Genomic DNA, 20,445 nt, shown 5'->3' with positions numbered 1-20,445 from the left:
CCACACAATTGTCGCCCGTCGCTGGACGGAAATCACCAAGGAACCGCACCACTTGCGGGTCACGCTATGAAGGCGAAAGGCCGCGCACAGCCCCTAGCGCCCCCCTAAGGCCTCTTCTGCTGTCCGCCGGACGGAAGGGGCCGGTATCCGGCCGGGGCGATGCCCGCGCCGTCGCGGTCCCGGTCCTTGCCGGATTCCATCGCCCGCTGGTCGAACGCCCTTTGTACGTAGGAGAGATCGGCGAGCAGCCCCGTCGAGGTGACCTCCCGGGCAAGGGCCCGGCCCACGAGCCCGCCCAGGGGCAGCCGCCCGATGCCGGCCCAGCGCAGCCTTCCGTCGCCGTCGATGTAACTGCGGGCTCGGCCGTGGTTGTCCGGGTGGAGACAGTAGGGGATGTCCAGGGCGCCCTGTTTGAAGGCGAGTTCGAGTGCGCGTCCGATGTCCGGGGCCAGTTCGAGTACGCCCTCGACCAGCGCTCTGGCCTCCAGGTACGTCTGCGAGTCGGCTTCGGTAGGGGCCGCGCCGGCGGGTGGGGCAGTGCGGGCGGTCCGGGCCGCCGACTCCAGCGCGGCGACGTTCTCCGCGACGGTCGGGATCCGGCGGGACTCCGCCACCGTCTTCACGATGAGCCGCTCCGAGCCGGAGTCCACCGCGAGGCGGGTCGCCTGGTCGAGCAGCAGATAGGCGCCTTTCTCCGTGGTCGGGTAGACGCCCATGTAGGCGTAGATGACCACGTGCCAGTTGGGCGTGGGAAGCAATTCGTCACACAGCCGCCGCAGCGCCGCGACCGCTTCCCGGTCCTGCTCCGGGTGGGTCTGCTGGGCATAGCTGAGCGACACGCTGCGTATTCCGTGCTGGCAGAAGAAAAGCGCTTCGAGGACACTGATCGCCACCAGCTGGCTCGGTGGGCACAATTGACCGAGCATGCAGCCACCGAATGTCTCCAGATGCGGTTCCATACCCGATTCCCGCAGCAGGGCGAAATCCTCGGTGCAGCGCACCCAGTTCCGTACGGACTCGTTCAACGGAGTACGACCGTAGGGGAGGCAGTAGGAGACGGGGCCGCCCTCGGTGGCGTTGATCAGCGTCCTGCGCAGCGCGGTGAAGATGTCTCCGGGGACGGCCGATCCGTGGCGGACCTGGACCGGGAACGTCTCGTCTCTGATGCCGGCCAGGACCTGCCCGGTCACGGCCGAGTCGTAGCTGACGATGGGGTAGCCGTTGAGGTCGGCCCCGGCGCGCAACGCGTCCTCCACGGAGGCGAGTTCACCAACCCGGGTGTAACTGTCAAGGGTCAGGGTGCCGACCGTCGCGGCGTTCGCGGCGCGAGTGGCGGCCAGCCCGGCGCGCATCATGCCGGGGTCGCTGAAACCCATGCGGGGCTGCACCACCAGCTCCCCTGACCGGCGTCTGGCCCGTACGAAGGCTCCGAAGTCCACCGGGCGCGCCCCCTCGGCCGTCCGCCGCAGCGGGCGCGCGCCCGGTCTCACGCCACGACCTCGGTGCGCTCCAGGGAGCGCATGGCTGTGGGCAGCGTGCCGACGAACCGGCTGAACTCCCTTGTGGCGGTCGACGCGTCGTCGAAGACGGCGTCGAACCCGGCGGTGATCAGCTCGCCGATCGCCGCGTCGCTCTGCTGCCCGGCGACGCCCAGCTTACCGCCGATGACCACCGGGGTCGCGGCGAGTTCACCGCAGGCGCGCAGGGCGTCGATGACGCGCAGGCCGTCCTGGTGGCCGTGGCCGTTGACGCTGCTGATCACCACCAGGTCGGGCGCGGTCTCCCGGCAGGCGTCGACGAGGACCTGGTCCGGCACGCACGGGCCCAGGTTGATCACCTCGTAGCCCAGTTCCTCGATGAGCAGCTGGAGGAAGACGAGGTTCCAGGTGTGTGAATCGGAGGCCACGGTCGCGACGACCACGGTGCCACGCCGGCCGTCGACCGGGCTCACGGCGCCCGTGGTGCGATGGCTGAGGTCGGCGCTCATTCGGCTGCTCCCGTAACGGTGCGGGCGGACGGTTCGTCCACGGCCGCGTAGCTGCGGCTGTGCTCGATCCGGGAGACGGACAGCACCGTGTCGCCCCGGACGACGACCTCGGTTGGGGCCGGGCGTCCCAGGAACATCAGCAGGCTGGCGGTCGGCCCGTACGCTCCGGCGTTGGGGATCGTCACCAGGTCGCCGGGCGCGAGCGCGGGCAGGTCGATCTCGCGGCCCAGGATGTCGCCGGGTGTGCACAAGGGGCCCACCAGGCTGGCTGATTCGACGCACTCCCCCGATTCGGTTCCGACGGCGACCGGCAGCAGCCGGCCGAGGCCGGACATACCGCCGAAGGTGTTGATGCCCGCGTCGAGGATGACGAACTTGCGGCCCCGGCTGACCTTGACGTTGCTGACGGAGGCGACCAGTGTGCCGCTCGCTCCGACGAGGTAGCGGCCCGACTCGCAGGCGATCTCGGGGCCGTCGGTGCGCCACTGCGGGAAGTGGGTGTCCAGTGCGGCCGCGAGTTCTCCGCGCAGCTTGGGGTACGCGCCCCGGCTGCCGGGCACGGCATACGGCACGGTGAAACCGCCGCCGATGTCGAGGAAGCGCAAGGGAAGGTCCAGCTCGTGCTGGAGGCGGGCGGCCAGCTCGATGGTGTGCTGGAACTCGCCGACCAGGCTGTCCTCGTCCTTGGCGTTGCTCAGCGGGAAGAAGTGCATCCCGGCGATACGGACACCGTCCACCGTCCGCAGTTCGGGCAGGACGTCGACCAGCGTCTCGCTGTCGAAGCCGAACTGCGAGGGAGTGCCGGTCATGCGGATGCTGCTGGTGGCGCTGGCCGTGGCGCTGTTGACGCGCAGCAGGCAGTCGGCGCTCACACCGTTCGCCAAGGCGGCGTCGGCGACATGGCGGACGTCGGAGACGGAATCGGTGGAAAAGAGGCGGACGCCCAGGCGGATCGCCTCGTCCAGCTCGCCCGCGGTCTTGCCGGGGCCGGTGTAGAGGCAGTCCGCGCCGTCGAAGCCCGCGGCGAGGGCGGACTCCAGCTCGCCGGTGGAGCTGATCTCGGGCCGGCAGTGGCGGCCCTCGCCCTCCCGCAGGGCCCGGACGAGGCCGGGGTGGGGGTTGGCCTTGAGAGCGTAGAAGAGGGTGAACTCCTCGGGCAGCGCGTCGAACAGCTGCTGCCGGGCCGCGTCGATCTCGTCGAGGTCGTAGACGTACAGCGGTGTGCCGAAGCGTTCGGCCAGTGCCTGGTAGCGGCTCATCGCTCTTCCCCGTCGATCATCTCGGTCAGGACCTGCCGGGCGTTCTTCCCGTGCAGGCTCAGCGGCAGTTCGTCCAGGACCCGGCACAGGGCGGGCACCTTGGCCGACTCCAGGCGCTCGGCCAGTTCCTTCAGGACGGTGTGCGGGGCAAGTTCGGTCTCGGCGAAGATGACCAGGTCGCGGGTGTCGGTTGGCGGCAACGCGGTGGCGGTGCGCACACCGGGGATGTCCATGGCGGCGGCCTCGACCTCGACCGTGCTCATCCGGATGCCCTTGCGCTTGAACATGTCGTCGCGGCGGCCCTCGAAGTAGAGGTAGCCGTCCTCGTCGAGTCGGCCGTAGTCGCCCGTATGGAGCCGGAGCGCCCCGGTGGCGGGGTCGCGGCGGAAGGTGCGCGCGCTCAGTTCGGGGCGGCGCCAGTAGCCGGGCATGACGTGCGGTCCCACGGCGACGATCTCGCCGGTCTCGCCGGCCGGGAGGGAGCGGCCCTCGGCGTCGAGGATCAGGACGGTGGTACCGGGCAGCGGCAGGCCCACCGAGTGGGGGCGCTCGTGCTCCTGCTCGGGCGGCATGATGGTGACGCGCTTGCACTCGGTCTGCCCGAACTGGCGGACCACCCGCGCGCCGGGGAACGCCTCGCGCAGCGCGGTGACCGCGTGGGCGGGCAGGGCGGCGCCGGTGTTGGTGAACATCCTTACCGGGGACGGGTCCTGGGTGTCGCGCCGGGCGAGGGTGCCGATCATCGTGGCCAGTGAGGGGACGATGGGCACCACGGTGGCGCCGGTCTCGCGCATCCGCCGCAGCAGGACGAGGTCGGACTCACCGCCGTCCAGGACCAGTTGGGAGCGACCCAGGCAGGCGAGCAGCACCTTGTAGAGGCCGTAGTCCCAGGAGATCGGGAAGCGGCAGAAGACGACGTCGTCCAGGCGGTAGGCCAACACCTCCTGGATGGCGCGGGAGGCGAAGACGACCTGTGCGTGCGGGCACACGACGGCCTTGGGGGCGGCGGTGCTGCCGGAGGTGTAGACGAGGAACGCGATGTCGTCGGCGCTGATGTCGGCGGGCGGCGACGCGGGGCGCCCGGCTGCCTCCTCGACGTGGGGCCAGATCGCCGCGAGGTCGTGCACGGTCAGGTCGGTGGCCCGGCCGAGTATCTCGGTGGTGGGGCCGTCGCCGATGACCAGGGAGGGTTCGGCGTCCTCGATGACGGATCGGAGGTGGTACTCCTTCATCGCGGGGTTGAGCGGCACCAGGATCACGCCGAGGCGGGAGGCCCCGTAGACCATGGCCACCAGCTCGCGCCTGCTGGGGAGTTGGACGACGAGCCGGTCGCCGCGGGCAGCGCCCTGCTCGGTGAGCCAGGCGGCGAAGCCGTGGCTGAGCTCGGCCATCCGCCGGTAGGTCACCTCGCCGGCGGAGTCGTGCAGGCACTGCCCGTCCGGGGTGTCGGCGGTCGCGTCGTCGAGCAGGGAATGGACCGTCGCGCCGTTCCCGTGCGCCGTCGGCGCGTAAGTGGTGTTCTGATTCTCCACGGTTCCAACGTCGCTTTCGGGTGTGGGTGGCGAGCGGGCCGGTGTCCTCACACGACGGGGGCAAGCTCTTCGGGCTCTTCGGGTTGTTCAGGCCCTTCGGGCTCTTCGGGCTCTTCGGGCTCTTCGGGCTCTTCGGGCTCTTCGGGCTCTTCGGGAATGAGGGGGAGGTCCGGCGGAGCCGGGGCACGGGCCCGGAGGGGGTGGGTCCCGTGCCCCGGCTGTCGGGGGCGGCGCCCCGCTGCCTAGCAGGAAACGTTTGCCGTCAAGGAGCGGCGTTCGGTGCGTGCTCTGGGGGTCCCCCCTGCTCGAAGATCTTGGGGGTGTGCCGGGCGTCGCGACGGGGCGAACGTTGCCTGCCACGGCAGGCGTTGTCCGCCCGTAGGGCGGGCCGGGCGGTGTCTGGTGCGTGCGATCGCAAGGCGGAGGGCCGCCCCGATACTGGGTGTATCGGGGCGAGCCCGACAACGCAGCAAGCGTGCGTGCCAGACGCCGCCCGGCAGGACTTTCGGAACACGCCCTAGTCGGCGACGCTCAGTGCCGCGACCGGGCAGACGTTGACGGACTCCAGGACTTCGTCGCGCAGCTTCTCGTCCGGGGTCTCGATCAGCAGCACCACCTTGCCGTCCTCGTCGTTCTGGTCGAACACGGCGGGAGAGGTGATCACACAGGAACCGGCGGCGACACAGCGCTCTTTGTCGACGATCACACGCATGGGGAAAACTCCTTTACCAGGTCACCGGCAGCTCGTGGACGCCGTCGATGAGGGCGTTGGCCTTGAAGGGCAGTTCGTCCAGGGCCGCGTCGAGACGCAGTCCGGGGATGCGGCGCAGCAGGGTCGTGAAGACGACCTGAAGCTGCATGCGTACGAGCATCTGGCCCGCGCACTGATGGCGTCCGAAACCGAAGGCGACGTTGTGGCGTGCCTCGCGGCGGCTCAGGTCCAGGGTGTTGGGGTCCTTGAAGACCGCCGGGTCGTGGTTGGACGCGGAGAGCGAGCAGATGACTCCCTCGCCCTTGCGGATCAGCTGGCCGCCGATCTCGACGTCCTCCAGTGCGACCCGGACGGTGCCGTGGTCGGAGATGCTGGAGTAGCGCGACAGCTCGTCGACGGCCTGGCCCGACAGCTCGGGGTGCTCGCGGAGCCAGTCGGCCTGCTCGGGGTGCTGGAGGAGGACGAGCGCGCCGATGGTGATGCCGTTGACGGTGCTCTCGTGACCGGCCGCGATCATGGCCCGGACCAGGGCGCTGATGTCGGCGGGCTCCAGCTCGTTCTTGTCCGCGTTGCGCTCCAGCAGGCTGCTGATCAGGTCGTCGCCGGGGTTCTTCTGGCGTTCGGCGATGAGCTTGTAGAGCAGCGTCTCGACCTCGGCGTTGGCCGAGGCGTGCTCCTCGGCACTGCCCTGGGTAACCAGGAGGGTGACCCAGCGGTGGAACAGGTCACGCGACTCGTGCGGGACACCCACCAGCTCGCACATGCCGATGGACGGCACGGGCATCGACAGCATGGAGACCAGGTCGACCGGGCCGCCCTGGGCCAGCATGTTGTCGATGCACTCGTCGACGATCTCCTGGGTGCGCGGCCGCATCGCCTCGACGCGCTTCACGCTGAGCTCCGGCATCAGCATCATGCGGTGCGTGGTGTGCTCCGGCGGGTCCATGTGCAGCAGGGCGGGCTTGACCTTGCCGAGCAGCTCCATGGGGAAGGCGAACTGGAGCGGGTAGCCGGGGTCGGCCATGTTGGAACTGAACCGGGGGTCGCCCAGCATCTGCCGGACGTCCTCGTAGCGGGTGAGGAGCCACGCCTCACGGCCGTTGAACTTGAGCTTGACCCGGGAGACGGGCTCGGTCTCCCGCAGGACCGCGTACTCCGGTGCGGGGTCCAGGGGGCAGCCGGTGCGCTCCAGGGGGAAGGGGCGGGGCTGGGCGTGGGGGCAGGCGTCGACGAGATCGGACATGGTTTCTTCTCCAGAGGTCTCTGGGCGGTACGAGGCGGCGGGACGCTCAGCCGCGGGCCTTTTCGAGGGAGGCGCGGACGGCGGCGGCGGTACGGGCGATGTTCTCGCTGAGCGGCAGGGCACGCAGGTCGGCGGAGAGGACCTCCACCGAGGGGGTGAGGTCGACGCCCTTGGCATCCAGCGTGTGCAGCAATCCGGTGATGTCGAAGTCACCCTCGCCCGGCAGCAGACGGCCGCTGAGCACCTCATTCATGACGTCGGCGGACGGGGTGCTCGGGGCGTCCGCGAACTCCACGCTGGCGATCTGGGCGCCGGTGAGCTGCTCGATCGAGCCGATGCCCGTCGGGTCGCGGAAGAGGTGCCACATGTCGATGAGCAGACCGGCGTTGGGGCGGTCGGCGGCGACGATGATGTCGGAGGCCACCTGGTAGGTGAATCCGGGCATCACGGCCATGGCTTCGAGGGAGACGTTCAGTCCGCGCGCGGCGGCGCGGTCGCACAGCGCGCCGAAGCGCTCGGTGAGGACCTCGGTGGGAGGCACCTCGACCCCGGGCGGGTAGACGGCACAGGACTTGACCGCGGGGATACCGGCTGCCACGGCCAGATCGAAGAAGTGGGTTTCCGACTCCAGGCCGGGGCCGCCCTCCTCCGGGCCGGCGTTCCAGCCGAAGAGGACCTCCAGCTCTTGCAGCCGTACCCCGTACTCGGAGAGCAGGCCGCGCAGCTTGTCCTCAGAGTTGTCGGACAGGAACGTCTCCAGCTCCTCGACGCTCATGCCCATGGAGACGCAGTTGTTCTCGGCCAGCGCCGCCAGCCGCTCCTCCAGGGTGTACCGCACCGGCTCCTGCCAGGCCGACCCGGTCAGCTGCAAATAGGCGAATCCCAGGTCCGACCTGGTCAGAAGGGTCATGGTGTACCTCTCGTTCGGAATTCCGCGGCCGGTCCTGGTGCCGGTGTGGGCCGGGACGCGGCGCCGGCCTGGGCGCGTCCCACCGGTGGTGCGTCGGGTCGGGGCGATCGGACCGCGCTCAGGCGGCCAGGCTCCGGCGGACAGGCCGCAGCGCCGTCCTCGGGTCCACGGCGACCACGTCGAAGTTCCTGGTCGTGACGGGAACCCGGCCGAAGAGGCTGTCCGAGCCGGCGACGTACAGCTTGCCGATGCCGTGGCGGCGCAGGGCGTCGACGACGGCGGGCCAGCGCACCGGGCGGACGAAGCCGTCCAGCAGCATGGTGCGGACCTGGTCGCCGGTGGTCAGCAGGGCGCCGTCCTGGTCGGCGACGACCGGGATCCGGGGGTCGTGGAAGGTGAGCGGGGCGAACAGTTCCTGCTCGGCCCGCTCGCGCAGCGGGCCGAAGACGCTCGCGTGCATGGGCGGGCGCATCGTGTACAAGGGCAGGCCTCCGACGGACCGCAGCCGCTTGCCGAGCCACTCCAGCACGGTCGCGCGCAGCGACACCATGTAGAAGTCCTCGTCGACGTGGCAGGAGATCTCGTACCACTCACCGCGCTCGTCGAGTTCGGCGAGCACCCGGTCCAGTTCGGGGCGCGGGATACGGGTGAAGGAGTGGGTGACGACGTCGTGGTGGTTGGCGGCGAACCAAGACTCCAGGAGTCTGGCCCAGCCGGCGGTGAGGCGCACCGCGTCGGCGAAGCCGAGGACGCCGGTGTGGGCCGCCGCGGTCTTTCCGCCGAAGCTGGGGCCGACGCAGAGAGTGGGTTCCGGGTCGAACCGGTCGTTCGCCCAGGTGGCGAGGGCCAGGCAGTTGACGAGGAACGCGACCTGCGCGTATTCGCTGTAGTCGCCCTCGGTCTGCCGGTAGCGGTCGACGAGCGAGTAGCCGAGCGCGTCGTCGGCCTCGGCGACCAGTCGGCGCGCCACCGGATTGATCAGCATGAACTTGGCCGAGTCCTGGAAGCGGGTGGGACTCATGCCGGGGAAGACCAGCGCACCACCGGCGCGGAAGTCGTCTCTCATGGTGTTCCTGCCCTTCAGCACGGCGGCCCGGAGCGGTCAGCCTCCGAACCGGTCGGGACCCAGGCTGAGGTCTGCCCGCCGCTGCCAAAACCCCTAAGGTTGCGGGTTCCAATTCCGTTGACGGGCGTGGCGCTTGGGGGGCACGGCGCCCTGCGGCCGATGCGGTGTAAAGGGACTTCGCTTCCGCTCGGTGGTCCCCCGTAGAGCCCCTAAGGGTCGCGGGTTCGCGCGGCCCGGGTCGGTGAGCGGGCTCAGCGGCGGGAGGCGCACGCGTAGGGGGGTGGCGGGCAACTTAGGGGAGTCCATGGCAGCGGCGCCGGGTCTTCAATGAGGGACGGTTACCCGGATTCCGGCGCCGGCGGAAGAAGCCGCCGCGCACCGTCGAGCCTTGGATGGGTGGAACCATGACAGTGATGCAGGACGCCCCGTCGGACGGCCGGAGCGACCGTTCCACGGCGCCTCGGCCGGATCTGCGCTCGCTGGTGACTCAAACGGCGGAGCTGAAGAGCGCGGCACGCCAGGGGATGGGGCCGCGCTCGACCGAACAGCAGCACGCCCGGGGCAAGTTGACCGCGCCGGAGCGGCTGGAGCTGCTCTTCGACCCGGGCACCTTCCAGGAGGTGGAGCAGCTGCGGCGGCACCGGTCCACGGGCTTCGGCCTGGAGCACCGGCGGCCCAGCGGGGACGGTGTGATCACCGGGTGGGGCCAGGTGGACGGCCGCACGGTGTTCGCGTACGCCCATGACTTCCGGGTCTTCGGCGGCTCGCTGGGCGAGGCGCACGCGCAGAAGATCCACAAGGTGATGGACCTGGCGATCGCGGCCGGGGCGCCGCTGGTGGGGCTGAGCGACGGCGCCGGGGCGCGGATCCAGGAGGGGGTGACGGCGCTCGCCGGGTACGGCGGGATCTTCCGCCGCAATGTGCGGGCGTCCGGTGTGATCCCCCAGATCAGCGTGATTCTCGGACCGTGCGCGGGCGGCGCCACCTACTCGCCGGCGCTCACCGACTTCGTCTTCATGGTGCGCGACATCTCGCAGATGTACATCACCGGGCCCGACGTGGTGCAGGCCGTCACCAACGAGCGGGTGACGCATGAACAGCTCGGCGGGGCGCAGGTGCACGCGACGGTCTCCGGCGCGGCCGGCTTCGTGTACGACGACGAGGCCGAGTGCCTGGAGGAGGTCAAGCACCTGCTGTCGCTGCTGCCCTCCAACAACCGCGAGCTGCCGCCCGAGGCACCGAGCGGCGATCCTGCCGACCGGCGGTGCGAGAGCCTGCTGAGCCTGGTGCCGCACCACGCCAACCAGTCGTACGACATGCGCGCGGTGATCCGGGAGATCGTCGACGACGAGGACTTCTTCGAGGTCCACGCGCAGTGGGCCACCAACATCATCTGCGCGCTGGCCCGGCTGGACGGTCACACGGTCGGCATCGTGGCGAACCAGCCCGCCTCGCAGGCCGGGGTGCTGGACATCCACGCGTCGGAAAAGGCTGCGCGGTTCGTGCAGACCTGCGACGCGTTCAGCATCCCGCTGGTCACGCTCGTCGACGTGCCGGGCTTCCTGCCGGGCACCGACCAGGAGCACCAGGGCATCATCCGGCACGGCGCCAAACTGCTCTACGCGTACTGCGACGCGACCGTTCCCCGTATCCAGGTCATCCTGCGCAAGGCGTACGGCGGTGCGTACATCGTGATGGACTCGCGTTCCATCGGGGCCGACCTGTCCTTCGCCTGGCCGAGCAACGAGATCGCCGTGATGGGCGCGGAAGGCGCGGCGAACATCGTCTTCCGGCGGGAGATCGCTGCCGCGCCCGATCCGGAGGTGGCGCGGGAGCAGCGGATCAAGGAGTACCAGCAGGAGTTGATGCATCCGTACTACGCGGCCGAGCGCGGCCTGGTCGACGATGTGATCGATCCGGCCGAGACGCGTGCGGTGCTGGTGCGTTCGCTGGCGATGCTGCGGACCAAGGACGCCCCGATCCCGGCGCGCAAGCACGGCAATTACCCGACCTGAGATTCCTGGTCCTTCAGCGGGCATGCGCCCCCTGATCACCACCTGGTAGGAGTGACGAAGCCGATGACCGCTCCCCCCGACGCCCCGGCGACCGCATCCGCGAGTCCGGACCGTACCGGGCCGGTGCTGCGCTTCCTGGGCGGTACGCCGTCCGCCGAGGAGATCGCCGCGGTGACCGCCGCACTGCTGAGCCTTCGCCGCGCTCCGGCGCGCGAGCCGGACGGGCCGGGTTGCGCGCCCCGGTGGCGTGCGCCGCTCCCCTACCGGCCGCCCGGAAGCTGGGCGGCGCGATGAAGCCGCTTCCCGGGGTCACCGGATGCGTACCGGGCCTGGAACAACTCCCCACCGACAGAAGGATGTAGAGCACTGATGACGGATGACTCCCGGGAGACCGGATCCTGGATCCGGCGCTTCCACCCAGCGCCGCACGCGCGCGGCCGCCTGGTCTGCTTCCCGCACGCGGGCGGTTCGGCCACCTACTACTTCCCGGTGGCGCGCGCGCTGTCCCCGGCGACGGACGTCCTCGCCATCCAGTACCCGGGCCGCCAGGACCGCAGGACCGAACCCTGTGTCGAGGACATCGAAGAGCTGGCCGGTCTCATCGTCGAGGAGTTGCGGACCTGGGTGGACGTTCCGCTGACCTTCTTCGGCCACAGCATGGGGGCCACGGTCGCCTTCGAGGTGGCCCGCAGGCTGGAGGCGGCGGGGACATCGCCGCTCACGCTCTTCGTCTCCGGGCGCCGGGCGCCGTCACGGGTGCGCGAAGAGACCGTGCACCTGGCGGACGATGATCGCCTTATCGACGACATCACCCGGCTGAGCGGGACGGATTCGGCAGTGCTGGGCGATCCCGAGATCCTGCGCATGATCCTTCCCGCGATCCGCAGCGACTACAAGGCCGCGGAGACCTACCGGTTCCGGCCGGGCCCGCCGCTCGGCTCGGAGGTGGTGGCGCTCGTCGGTGACGACGATCCGCAGGTGACCGTCGAGGAGGCCGGGTCCTGGCGCGAGCACACCACGGGGCCCTTCGAGCTGAAGGTGTTCCCCGGCGGCCACTTCTTCCTCGACGCGCACGTGCCGGCGGTCCTCGACCTGATCCGCGGACGCATGGGCGTGGCCACCGTGGGCTCCTGAGCCGGTACCGGGCGACAGGCCCCTCCGGTCGGCGCCCGGTGTGAGACCCCGCCCCAAGCACGGATGCCCCGGAGTCCCTCCGGGGCATCCGTGCTTCATGGCGCGGGACGATACAACCGGGACGAGTTCCGTTATCCCCACCAGAATTTAGACGACCGTACTAGACTAACGTCTGTTACGGCGTAGGGCGGCTTGCCCTCTCGAGTCGACGTGCGAGGCAGTCCCTGTCGGCGCCCGCAAGGCGCCAGACGGACAGTCGTCCCGCCCCATCCCGCGTACACGGTCACGCCTCCTCCTCATGGTTGGCCGTCACCCACCGGCTATCGACAACGGAGGCCAGAATGCCGGTACGACCAGAACACGGCGTCACCTCGCGCGTCACCGAGGACGGGTGCCTGGAATTCCTCACCGCGGCGGACGGCACCAGCTACCGGTGCAGCCCCGTCGCCGCCGCCATGTGGATCGCCTTGCGTCAGCACGAGGGGCAACTCGGCCCAGCGGCCGAGATGCTGGCCGAGCTGTGGAGCACCGATCCGAAGAACACCCGTACCGACATGGACATCTGGGTGAGCGAGTTGCGGGACGCCGGCCTCGTGCGCGACGAACCCTGACCGGACGGCCGGGGCAGGCCCGCTCCGCACACCCCGGCCCTGAACGACCGCGTTCAGGCGGCCGGACCCGAGCCGGTGGTGTCGCCCTGGTGGAGCACCAGGATGGCCCGCATCGCCTCGGCCAGGTCGCGTCCGGAGGGTGCGGTCTCCGGCGAGAACAGCCAGAGCAACATCACCCCGTTGAGCAACGCGGCGTAGAACCGGCCGAGGGTGACCGCCATCTGCTCATCGACCTCGCTCTCGTCCACGCCGTGGAAGAGCGCCACCAGCGCGGACCAGCCGAACGGCTGCGCCTTGGAGAGGCCCTCGCGCATCTGGGGCAGATTCTCCGCATGGCCCGCGACCTCCACGCTCAGCGCCCACAGGGGCTTGCGCGCGGGGAAGAGTTCGACGATGCGGTTCCACACCATCTCGAAGCGCTCGATCGTCGAGGAGGCGGACTCCAGGTCGACGCCGACCGCGGTGCCCGGCTCGAACTCGTCGCCCCACTCCTGCATCGCCTGGACGTACGCCTGGACCAGCAGGGCATCCTTGGAACCGTAGTGGTAACCGATGGATGCCAGGTTGGTGCCGGACGCGGCCACGATGTCCCGTGCGCTCGTCCGGGCGAACCCCTTCTCCAGCAGGCAGCGCTTCGCGCCCTCCAGAAGATCTTCTCGGTGACCCACAGCACCACCCTCGCCTTGAAACCGTCTGGGCATCTTAAAGGCTCCGGACCGGCCGAACTCCCCGAGGCCCGACAACCGTTGCCCCGTATCCACCGAACGTTCTCCCGTCTTGGCAAGTGTGCAACTTGTGGCCACTAGAGGTTGGGGCGTGCGTGCGCCACACTCATCGCGTGTGACGTACGCACAGGGGTTCCATGTACGGCACACGCGTTCCACCGGGACCTTTCCCCGGGCGGAGACATACCAATCTGCAGCGCGGGGTTCGGGGGGACAGAGTGGGATTGGCCGAACAAGAGCCGGAAGTGCAGGCATTGCGCACCGCACTGGACGAGTGCAGGAACGGCGCGGCCCGCATCGTCCTCATCGAGGGCGCCGCCGGATGCGGCAAGAGCGAGCTGATCGACACCCTCGCCGAATGGACCGACGCGGGCGATGACCGGGCCCTGCGGGCGTTCGGCTCCCTGGCCGAGCGGGACCTGCCGCTCGGTCTGATCCAGCAGCTCGTCGGGGACGCGCCGGCCGGTGCGCTCCCCGAGGTCTCCACGGCACCGGACGGACGGCCACAGGTCAGCGCGATGCGCGAGTTCCAGACTGCGCTGGAGCGGCTGAGCACCGCCACTCCGCTCGTCATCTCCGTCGACGACGTGCACCACGCGGACAGCGCCTCCCTGCGCTATCTCCAGCACATCGTCCGGCACAGCCGCTCCACCAGGATGCTACTGGTGCTCACCGCACCGCCGCACCAGGATGGCCAGGACGCCTCCTTCGGCACCGAGTTGCTCCGCAGCCGCAACGTACGGCGAATCCGGCTGCGGCGGCTCAGCGCCGAGGGCTCCCGGCGCGTCGCGGCCGGCTCCCCGGGCCCCGCGCCGTGCGAGGCGCTGTCCGGCGAGTTCCACACGATCAGCGGCGGCAACCCGCTGCTCCTGCGCGCCCTCCTGGAGGAGTACCACTCCGCCCCGACCGGAACCGGCGCCTTCCGGCCCGAGCAGGGCGGGCTGTTCGGACAAGCCGTGCTCACCTGCCTGCTGCACAGCGGGCCGCACATGCTCGAACTCGGCGCGGCGCTCGCCGTGTTGGGCGACGCGTACACACCGGAACGGGCGGGCCGACTGCTGGGGGTTCCGGCCGTCGCCGTCGCACAGTCGGTGGCCTCGCTGGCCGCCTCCGGAATCCTGGACGGGCACCGGTTCCCGCATCCGCACACCGAGACCGCGATCCTTGACCAGGTGCCCGCCGACGTGCTGGCCGGCCTGCATCTGCGTACCGCCGAACTCCTGCACCTGGCGGGCGAATCCGCGACTGCCGTCTCCGGGCACCTGCTCGCCGCGGCCAGGCTGGGCGGGTCGCCCGCCGAAGTCCCCTGGGCCGTCGACGTACTGCGGGAGGCCGCCGAGGACCTGCTGACGCACCAGGACCCCGCCCGCGCCACGGACGCACTCGAACTCGCCCACGAACTCAGTCACGGCGAGCAGCAGCGGGCCGACATCAAGATCCGGCTCGCCGCCGTCACCTGGCGGGTCAATCCGGGACGGGCCGAGAAGCACCTCTCCGCCCCGCTCGCCGTGCTCCGCTCCGGCCGCCTGGCCGCCGAACGCCTGGCCCCCTGGCCGAACTCCTCACCTGCCAGGGCCGGATCGCCGAGGCGGCCGAGGTCCGCTCCCGGATCCTCAGGGAGACCGTGGCGAGCGACGCCGGGGGCCACGAAGGCCCAGGATACGGGTCCGGTACGGACGAACCGGCGGGCGCACTCCACGTACGGATCGATCATCCGGGAGGGCACGGCGTGGGAAGACCCGTGGCGGGCGCCGAGACGACGGCGGCCGAGCGCTTCCTGCGTACGACCGTCCTCACCGACGACACACTGGAACCAGTCATGCGCGCCCTGCGGTCCCTCACCTACTCCGGCCACCCGGAACGTGCCGCCGTCTGCTGCCGTGAACTGTTGGCCGAGGCCGAACGGCAGAACGCCCCCGCCTGGCAGGCCCTGTTCTCCTCCGCGCTCGCGGCGGTACTGCTGCGCCTGAGTGATCTGCACGCCGCCGAGGAGTACGCACGCCGTGCGCTGGACTGCCTGCCCGAACAGAGCAGCAGCGCGTTCATCGGGAGTCCCACGGCCACCCTGATCCGGGCACGCACCCTCATGGGGGACCATGCGGCGGTGGCCCGCTGGCTCCGCCAGCCCGTCGCGAACACGCTGTTCAAGAGCACCCACGGTCTGTCCTACCTGCGCGCGCGTGGCCTCTACCTCATGGCGACACACCAACTCCACGCCGCCTTGGGCGACTTCCTGGAAGTGGGCCGGCTCGCCAGGAGCTGGGGCATGGACCGGCCGGCGATGCTGCCCTGGCGCACGGACGCGGCGGACGCGCTGTTCCGGCTCGGCGAGACGCAGCGCGCCAAGGCGCTCGTGGACCAGCAGTTCGCCGACCCGGACGCGCGCAGGCCCTGGGTGCGCGGCATCAGTCTGCGGCTACGCGCGGTGACCTCGGATCCGCGCCAGCGGCTCTCGCTCCTCAACCAGTCCGTCGACGAACTGGGCCGCTCCGGCGACCGGGTGGAGCTGGCACGTTCCCTCGCGGAGCTGGGCCGTTCCCTGCGGGCGACGGGCGAGCCCTCCCGCGCCGACGCGGTGATCCGGCGGGCCTGGAATCTGGCCCGGGAGTGCGGCGCCGAGTCGCTGTGCGAGGAGATCTCCCCCGAACTCGGCCGACAGGACCGGATGCGGGAGCGGATCGTCCCGGCGGAGTGCCGCGCGGACGTGGACACGAAGCTGAGCGACTCCGAGCGCCGGGTGGCCACGCTCGCGGCGAGCGGCTACACCAACCGCGAGATCTCCCTGAAGCTGCACATCACCGTCAGCACCGTGGAACAGCACCTCACGCGCGTCTACCGCAAGCTCAACATCACGCGTCGGCAGGATCTGCCGGTGGACCTCCAGCTCACGGTCTCCACAGCCGAAGCGGTCTGAACTCCGGCCGGTCCCGATCGGCGCTCGCACCCATCGGCCCCGCACCGCTCCACTCCGCACCCCGGCGCGCCGCAGACCCTGCGGCGCGCTGCCGCGTCCGGGCCCCCGCTAGGGCGTGTTTCGAAAGTGGCGTCGTCCGCCCGCAGGGCGGGCCGGGCGGCGTCTGGTGCGTGCGATCGCAAGGCGGAGGGTCGCCCCGATACTGGGCGTATCAGGGCGAGCCCGACAACGCAGCGAGCGTGCGTGCCAGGCGTCGCCCGGCAGGCGGGGCTTTCGAAACACGCCCTAGCGCCCGCAGGTCCCCTCGGGCAGATCGCCACGACGACAGTTCCCGGCACACGGGGGACCCAAACGGTTGGCCGCCCCGACACCAAGACAGGTAAAGGAATAGTGTTGGCCCACTGATCTGCGGGCACGAGGGGGTAACAACGAATGTCGGCAGCCAGAGGACCCCACTCCGCGGGGGAATACACACCACTGGACCACGGTACGAAGACGCACCGTTTCAGTGCGGAAGAGCCCCGGTTCGAACGCGACGACGTGACCGAGAGGCTGAGCCTGAGTCCTGAGCAGTCGGTCGGCGCTGAGCGGGTGCCGCACCTCCGGGGACTGATGCGGCAGGGAGACGGAGACGGGGAATTCGTCGCCCCGGCCGACGCACAGGAGACCCGGGCGCGGCTGACGCGGGCGCTCACGGCGCGACTGCGCGAGCGCGCGGCGGACGGCGTCTGCGACCGCGAGGTGACCGGGATGTGCACGCCCGACCGCGCAGGACCGTCCGACGCCGAGTCCCCCCAGGGCGGCATTGGCGACACCGCCTCCCTGCACGCGCTGATCACCGAGATGAGCAGCCGCTGCCGGGATGAGCTTCTCCTCGTACTGCCCAGCGGCGCCCGCCCCTGCGCCTTCCCGGCCGCCCGGACCGCCGCCCTGGACCTCCTCGATCGCGGCGTACGGGCCCGGTTGATCTACCAGCACGCCATTCGCGGCGACCTGGTCACCAAGTCCCTGGTGCGGGAGCTGACCCAGCGTGGGGCCGAGGTCCGCACCTGCGCCGAGCTGATCGATCCGCTCGTCGCCTACGACGGAGAAATACTCGTCCTTCCGCATTCTCCGGCCTCTTCCCCCGGGACCGGCATGACGGCGGCGACCGTGGTGCGCAACCCCGCCATGGTCTCGTTCGCCTGTGCCGCTTTCGAGAACCTGTGGAACAGCGCGACCCCGCTCATTCCCGATACGAAGGACACCGCGTGCAATATCGATGACCTCAAGAAGTCGATCGTGCGGCTTATGGCGATGGGCCACAAGGACGAAATGGTCGCGCGCCGGCTCGGGATATCAGTCCGCACCTGCCGCCGCCATATCGCGGAAATCATGGATGAACTCAACGCGACCAGTCGCTTTCAGGCTGGGGTCCATCTGACTCGCGCCGGACTGGTCGACGGTCCCTTTCCGGCACCCGGACCGGAGCCAGGGCCCCGGGGTAGTTGCTTGATGTCCGGTTCGTAATGACCTGCCGGCTCGGTGGGGTTCCGGGAGCGTGACAGACACGGCTTCCAAGATCATGGAGTTCTCGACGTCCGTGATCCGAGTGGAAGACCGTGCCTGCCGACGCCGTAACCCAGCCTTCAGGGACTCCACGAAAGCATTCGTCGTGTTCGTGCGGAACAACTTCAGGCCCGACGCCTGCCCATTGCGGGGTCGCGGGCACGGGCGTGAGTTGCTCGACGTGCTGATGGCCGACCGTACCGAGCCGTTCGCCGTGCTCGCCGCGTCAAACGAGGCGCCGGCGCGCGAGCTGTACCGGCGGTGGGGTTGGGCGAAGGTCGGCGAACTCATGAGTCCACCGGACGGCGTGGACCTCCTCGCCCACCCCTTGAGGCCCATGCCGTGACCGGTCCGGGGGCACAGCTGGCCAATTGCAAGATCACAGGATTACCATTACTTGACCGTCTGGGAAGCAGGACATCCTCTGAAGTGGCTGCGCCATTCAGGCACCACCACCGAACACCGCCGAACCGCGGGATCAAGCGCTACCGGGCGGCGAGATCCGCTTCGACATTGCCTGCCATAACCGACAGGAGACGTTCTCGCGTTCTTCACCGACCCGCTCACCGACATGCCCGTCCTGCGCACCTCCGAAGGCAGCGGCAAGCCGCTGCCGAGTTATGCGGAACGCAGGCCGAAGTCGACCTGGCATTTCGGCTAACCCGATCCTGAGGTGCCTGGCAACTCTGTCAGCCGGCGTTCAAGGAAGCGCCGTTCGGCGCCAACTTCGGTGAGCTCCCTGGCACGTCGGTATGCGTCACGCGCCTCCTCGATCCGGCCGAGACGTAGCAACAGCTCGCCCCTGGTCGAGTGCAGGTACCGGAAGTCGTCCAAGCCCAGTTGGTCGACGATGCGCAGGCCCGCCTCGGGGCCATCGGTCTCGGCGACGGCGATGGCGCGGTTGAGCTCCACGACCGGCGAGCCGGTCAGCCGGCCGAGCTCGCCGTACAGCGCCACCGGCGGTGGCCGACAGACGGCTCAGCCCCTCGCAGGCGGTCCCGTCGAAATCTAACTACTTGTCAGTAGAGTCAGCAAAGGGTCAGCAAGTGTTCGATCAGACCTGGCCACAGGCGCCGACACCTGCAAGTCGTGACCCGCACCCGAGCTGATCATCGCCAGGCACGCCCACCCTCTCAGCCGGCCCAGCCGAGGAGGATGGAGAAGGCACCCAACGGCGATGTACCCAGAGCGCATCACCGCAGTTCAGCGCACCCTTCCCCGCGGTTTCAGCACAACCGGCGGCAGTTGGGGAGCAGACAGTCGCCCCCCGTCATAACCCTTCACCTCACCGAAGCGGGACCCCTCCATCCAGTCCCTGCGCGCCCCTTCGATCTCCTCCTGCGATCGTCCGATGAAGTTCCACCACATGACGATCTCCTCCTCGAAGGGCTCGCCCCCGAGGAGCATCAGCCCCGTGTCGGAGTCGGCGCGCAGCGGGAGTTCGGTGCGGCCGCAGCCGAGGTAGAGCATCGATCCGGGCAGCAGGGGCACGCCGTCGACCTCCCCCTCGCCGGACATTGACAGCACGGCGTACTCGAAGTCCGGATCGAGCGGCAGGCGCGCCTCGGCGCCACGGGTCAGGGCGATGTCGGCGCCGACGATCGGGGTGTAGGCGGTGCCGGGCGAGGTGGCACCGTCCAGCTCGCCGAGGATCACCGTGGCGGTGAGGCCGGGGGCGGTGACGGTCGGCAGGTCGGTGTGATGCTGGAAGTGCGGCTCGACCTGGCGGTGAGCGTCGGGCAGCGCAACCCAGAGCTGAGCGCCGTGCAGAAATCGACCGTGCGGCTTCGGGCTCTCCTCGGCGTGGCTGATGGCCCTGCCGGAGGTCATCAGTCCCAGTTCGCGCGGGCGGATCGTCTGCAGGCTCCCCAGGCTGTCGCGGTGAAGCACCTGGCCGTCGTGGAGCCAGCTGACCGTCTGCAGGCCCATGTGGGGGTGGGGCGGTACCTGCATCCCGGGTTCGTCAGCGATGTCGTCAGGGCCGTAGTGATCGACAAAGGCCCAGGCTCCGACCATCCGGCGGCCGAGGTTGGGCAGCAGCCTGCGAACCTCGGTGGACTCGCCGAGCGGGACGTGACGCGGGGCGAGGAGTTCACGCACCGGGTCGGCGACGACAAAGCCCCGGCCACCGCAGACGGAGAGTGCGGCCTGGCGATCGAGATTACTCATGGCGCTCAACCTATTCCTGTGCAGGCGCGGGCGGTCGGCACCCGCGCCAAAAGTTTGGTGGAATGTTCAACCATAATGAGGTGTTGTGCAAGCTGAAAGCGGGCCGCGCGAACGACTGGATGCATGGCCCGACGGATCTCCCAAGGCCGCAACCGAGGAGGGCAAGTGAACGACACCTATTATGAGTTCGGCACGGCAGCCGATCGCTGGGACCGCGCCCGGATGTTCTTCGAGGCCAAGGAGTACCTGACCGCGGCCCGGATCCTGGCCGGACTGGTCGAGGAAGCGCCGGAGCAGGTCGCGCCGCGGCTGCTGCTGGCCCGCGCCTACTACCACTCGGCGCGGCTCGGCAAGGCCGAGACGGAGCTGCGGGCGGTGCTGGAGCGTGACCCGGTGGAGCACTATGCGCGGCTGATGCTCGGCCGCACCCTGGAGCGGCAGGGCCGGCAGGAGGAGGCGACACCTCATCTGCGGATGGCAGCGGCGATGTCCAGGGACTTCGGGGAGGACGTGAGCAGCTGAGAGCTTCGGGACGGACGCTGTCCGACGGGGAAGCCCCGCCCCTCTTCCCGGCCACTGTGGGTGCAGGCGGTGGGCCCGGTCGGCGTACGCGTGCCGAC

Annotated in this window: 20 protein-coding genes; 9 read left to right on the top strand and 11 right to left on the bottom strand. The window is 70.0% G+C overall.

Annotated features, from left to right (window positions below; translation table 11 throughout):
- Nucleotides 1–104: 104 nt before the first annotated feature.
- The 8 genes from AB0N06_RS26780 to AB0N06_RS26745 all read right to left on the bottom strand — a co-directional run bounded on the left by AB0N06_RS26780 (nt 105) and on the right by AB0N06_RS26745 (nt 8,628).
- On the bottom strand, nt 105–1,490 hold the full coding sequence (locus AB0N06_RS26780; protein ID WP_366137218.1) for a methylaspartate mutase: 1,386 nt from the start codon (nt 1,488–1,490) through the stop codon (nt 105–107).
- The gene (locus AB0N06_RS26775) at nt 1,487–1,987 is read right to left on the bottom strand and encodes a cobalamin-dependent protein (protein ID WP_366137217.1); all 501 of its coding nucleotides are present in this window, start codon (nt 1,985–1,987) and stop codon (nt 1,487–1,489) included. Before AB0N06_RS26775 ends, AB0N06_RS26780 begins: the two co-directional genes overlap by 4 nt.
- A complete protein-coding gene (locus tag AB0N06_RS26770) occupies nt 1,984–3,246 on the bottom strand; it encodes a type III PLP-dependent enzyme (RefSeq protein ID WP_366137216.1) in 1,263 nt (420 codons plus the stop codon). Before AB0N06_RS26770 ends, AB0N06_RS26775 begins: the two co-directional genes overlap by 4 nt.
- Nucleotides 3,243–4,778 carry an AMP-binding protein gene (locus AB0N06_RS26765; protein ID WP_366137215.1) on the bottom strand — a complete coding sequence of 512 codons (1,536 nt, stop codon included), beginning with the start codon at nt 4,776–4,778 and terminating at the stop codon, nt 3,243–3,245. Before AB0N06_RS26765 ends, AB0N06_RS26770 begins: the two co-directional genes overlap by 4 nt.
- A gap of 517 nt (nt 4,779–5,295) precedes the next feature.
- Nucleotides 5,296–5,490, bottom strand: coding sequence for a ferredoxin (locus AB0N06_RS26760; RefSeq protein WP_366137214.1), 195 nt, complete (start codon nt 5,488–5,490; stop codon nt 5,296–5,298).
- Between the two features lie 13 nt (nt 5,491–5,503).
- Nucleotides 5,504–6,733, bottom strand: a complete 1,230-nt coding sequence (locus AB0N06_RS26755; RefSeq protein ID WP_366137213.1) for a cytochrome P450 — start codon at nt 6,731–6,733, stop codon at nt 5,504–5,506.
- A gap of 46 nt (nt 6,734–6,779) precedes the next feature.
- Nucleotides 6,780–7,643 carry a sugar phosphate isomerase/epimerase gene (locus AB0N06_RS26750; protein ID WP_366137212.1) on the bottom strand — a complete coding sequence of 288 codons (864 nt, stop codon included), beginning with the start codon at nt 7,641–7,643 and terminating at the stop codon, nt 6,780–6,782.
- A gap of 118 nt (nt 7,644–7,761) precedes the next feature.
- Nucleotides 7,762–8,628, bottom strand: coding sequence for an ACP S-malonyltransferase (locus AB0N06_RS26745; protein WP_366137224.1), 867 nt, complete (start codon nt 8,626–8,628; stop codon nt 7,762–7,764).
- Nucleotides 8,629–9,113: 485 nt separating this feature from the next.
- On the opposite strand from AB0N06_RS26745, the gene AB0N06_RS26740 reads away from it, so the two are divergent.
- The 4 genes from AB0N06_RS26740 (at nt 9,114) to AB0N06_RS26725 (ending at nt 12,469) form a co-directional block, all read left to right on the top strand.
- Complete coding sequence (locus AB0N06_RS26740) at nt 9,114–10,724, top strand: acyl-CoA carboxylase subunit beta (protein WP_366137211.1); 1,611 nt, start codon at nt 9,114–9,116, stop codon at nt 10,722–10,724.
- A 63-nt stretch (nt 10,725–10,787) separates the two neighbouring features.
- On the top strand, nt 10,788–11,018 hold the full coding sequence (locus tag AB0N06_RS26735; protein WP_366137210.1) for an acyl-CoA carboxylase epsilon subunit: 231 nt from the start codon (nt 10,788–10,790) through the stop codon (nt 11,016–11,018).
- A gap of 75 nt (nt 11,019–11,093) precedes the next feature.
- Entirely contained in the window at nt 11,094–11,858 is a 765-nt protein-coding gene (locus tag AB0N06_RS26730) for an alpha/beta fold hydrolase (protein WP_366137209.1), read from the top strand.
- Nucleotides 11,859–12,199: 341 nt separating this feature from the next.
- On the top strand, nt 12,200–12,469 hold the full coding sequence (locus tag AB0N06_RS26725; RefSeq protein WP_366137208.1) for a PqqD family protein: 270 nt from the start codon (nt 12,200–12,202) through the stop codon (nt 12,467–12,469).
- Between the two features lie 53 nt (nt 12,470–12,522).
- Here the strand turns inward: AB0N06_RS26725 and AB0N06_RS26720 are convergent, their stop codons facing one another.
- On the bottom strand, nt 12,523–13,137 hold the full coding sequence (locus tag AB0N06_RS26720) for a TetR/AcrR family transcriptional regulator (protein WP_366137207.1): 615 nt from the start codon (nt 13,135–13,137) through the stop codon (nt 12,523–12,525).
- A gap of 302 nt (nt 13,138–13,439) precedes the next feature.
- On the opposite strand from AB0N06_RS26720, the gene AB0N06_RS26715 reads away from it, so the two are divergent.
- From AB0N06_RS26715 to AB0N06_RS26700, 4 genes are all read left to right on the top strand, one after another.
- Nucleotides 13,440–15,164, top strand: a complete 1,725-nt coding sequence (locus AB0N06_RS26715; RefSeq protein WP_366137206.1) for an ATP-binding protein — start codon at nt 13,440–13,442, stop codon at nt 15,162–15,164.
- Nucleotides 15,083–16,108: a LuxR C-terminal-related transcriptional regulator gene (locus AB0N06_RS26710; RefSeq protein ID WP_366137205.1), complete on the top strand. Its 1,026-nt coding sequence runs from the start codon at nt 15,083–15,085 to the stop codon at nt 16,106–16,108. The genes AB0N06_RS26715 and AB0N06_RS26710 overlap by 82 nt, the downstream gene beginning before the upstream one ends.
- Nucleotides 16,109–16,648: 540 nt before the next feature.
- Nucleotides 16,649–17,617, top strand: a complete 969-nt coding sequence (locus AB0N06_RS26705) for a LuxR C-terminal-related transcriptional regulator (RefSeq protein ID WP_366137204.1) — start codon at nt 16,649–16,651, stop codon at nt 17,615–17,617.
- Nucleotides 17,618–17,648: 31 nt separating this feature from the next.
- The gene (locus tag AB0N06_RS26700) at nt 17,649–18,002 is read left to right on the top strand and encodes a hypothetical protein (RefSeq protein WP_366137203.1); all 354 of its coding nucleotides are present in this window, start codon (nt 17,649–17,651) and stop codon (nt 18,000–18,002) included.
- Between the two features lie 311 nt (nt 18,003–18,313).
- Here the strand turns inward: AB0N06_RS26700 and AB0N06_RS26695 are convergent, their stop codons facing one another.
- Together AB0N06_RS26695 and AB0N06_RS26690 are read right to left on the bottom strand one after the other, a co-directional pair.
- Nucleotides 18,314–18,613, bottom strand: coding sequence for a hypothetical protein (locus tag AB0N06_RS26695; protein ID WP_366137202.1), 300 nt, complete (start codon nt 18,611–18,613; stop codon nt 18,314–18,316).
- A 246-nt stretch (nt 18,614–18,859) separates the two neighbouring features.
- The gene (locus tag AB0N06_RS26690) at nt 18,860–19,825 is read right to left on the bottom strand and encodes a pirin family protein (RefSeq protein WP_366137201.1); all 966 of its coding nucleotides are present in this window, start codon (nt 19,823–19,825) and stop codon (nt 18,860–18,862) included.
- Nucleotides 19,826–19,990: 165 nt separating this feature from the next.
- Here AB0N06_RS26690 and AB0N06_RS26685 point away from each other — a divergent pair, with 165 nt between their 5' ends.
- Complete coding sequence (locus tag AB0N06_RS26685; protein ID WP_366137200.1) at nt 19,991–20,347, top strand: tetratricopeptide repeat protein; 357 nt, start codon at nt 19,991–19,993, stop codon at nt 20,345–20,347.
- Nucleotides 20,348–20,445 lie beyond the last annotated feature (98 nt).

Origin of the sequence: Streptomyces sp. NPDC051020 (assembly GCF_040683105.1) — a bacterium.
GTDB lineage: Bacteria > Actinomycetota > Actinomycetes > Streptomycetales > Streptomycetaceae > Streptomyces.
The sequence above is the reverse complement of the archived record's forward strand: the minus strand, read 5'-3'. Positions and strand labels throughout refer to the sequence as shown.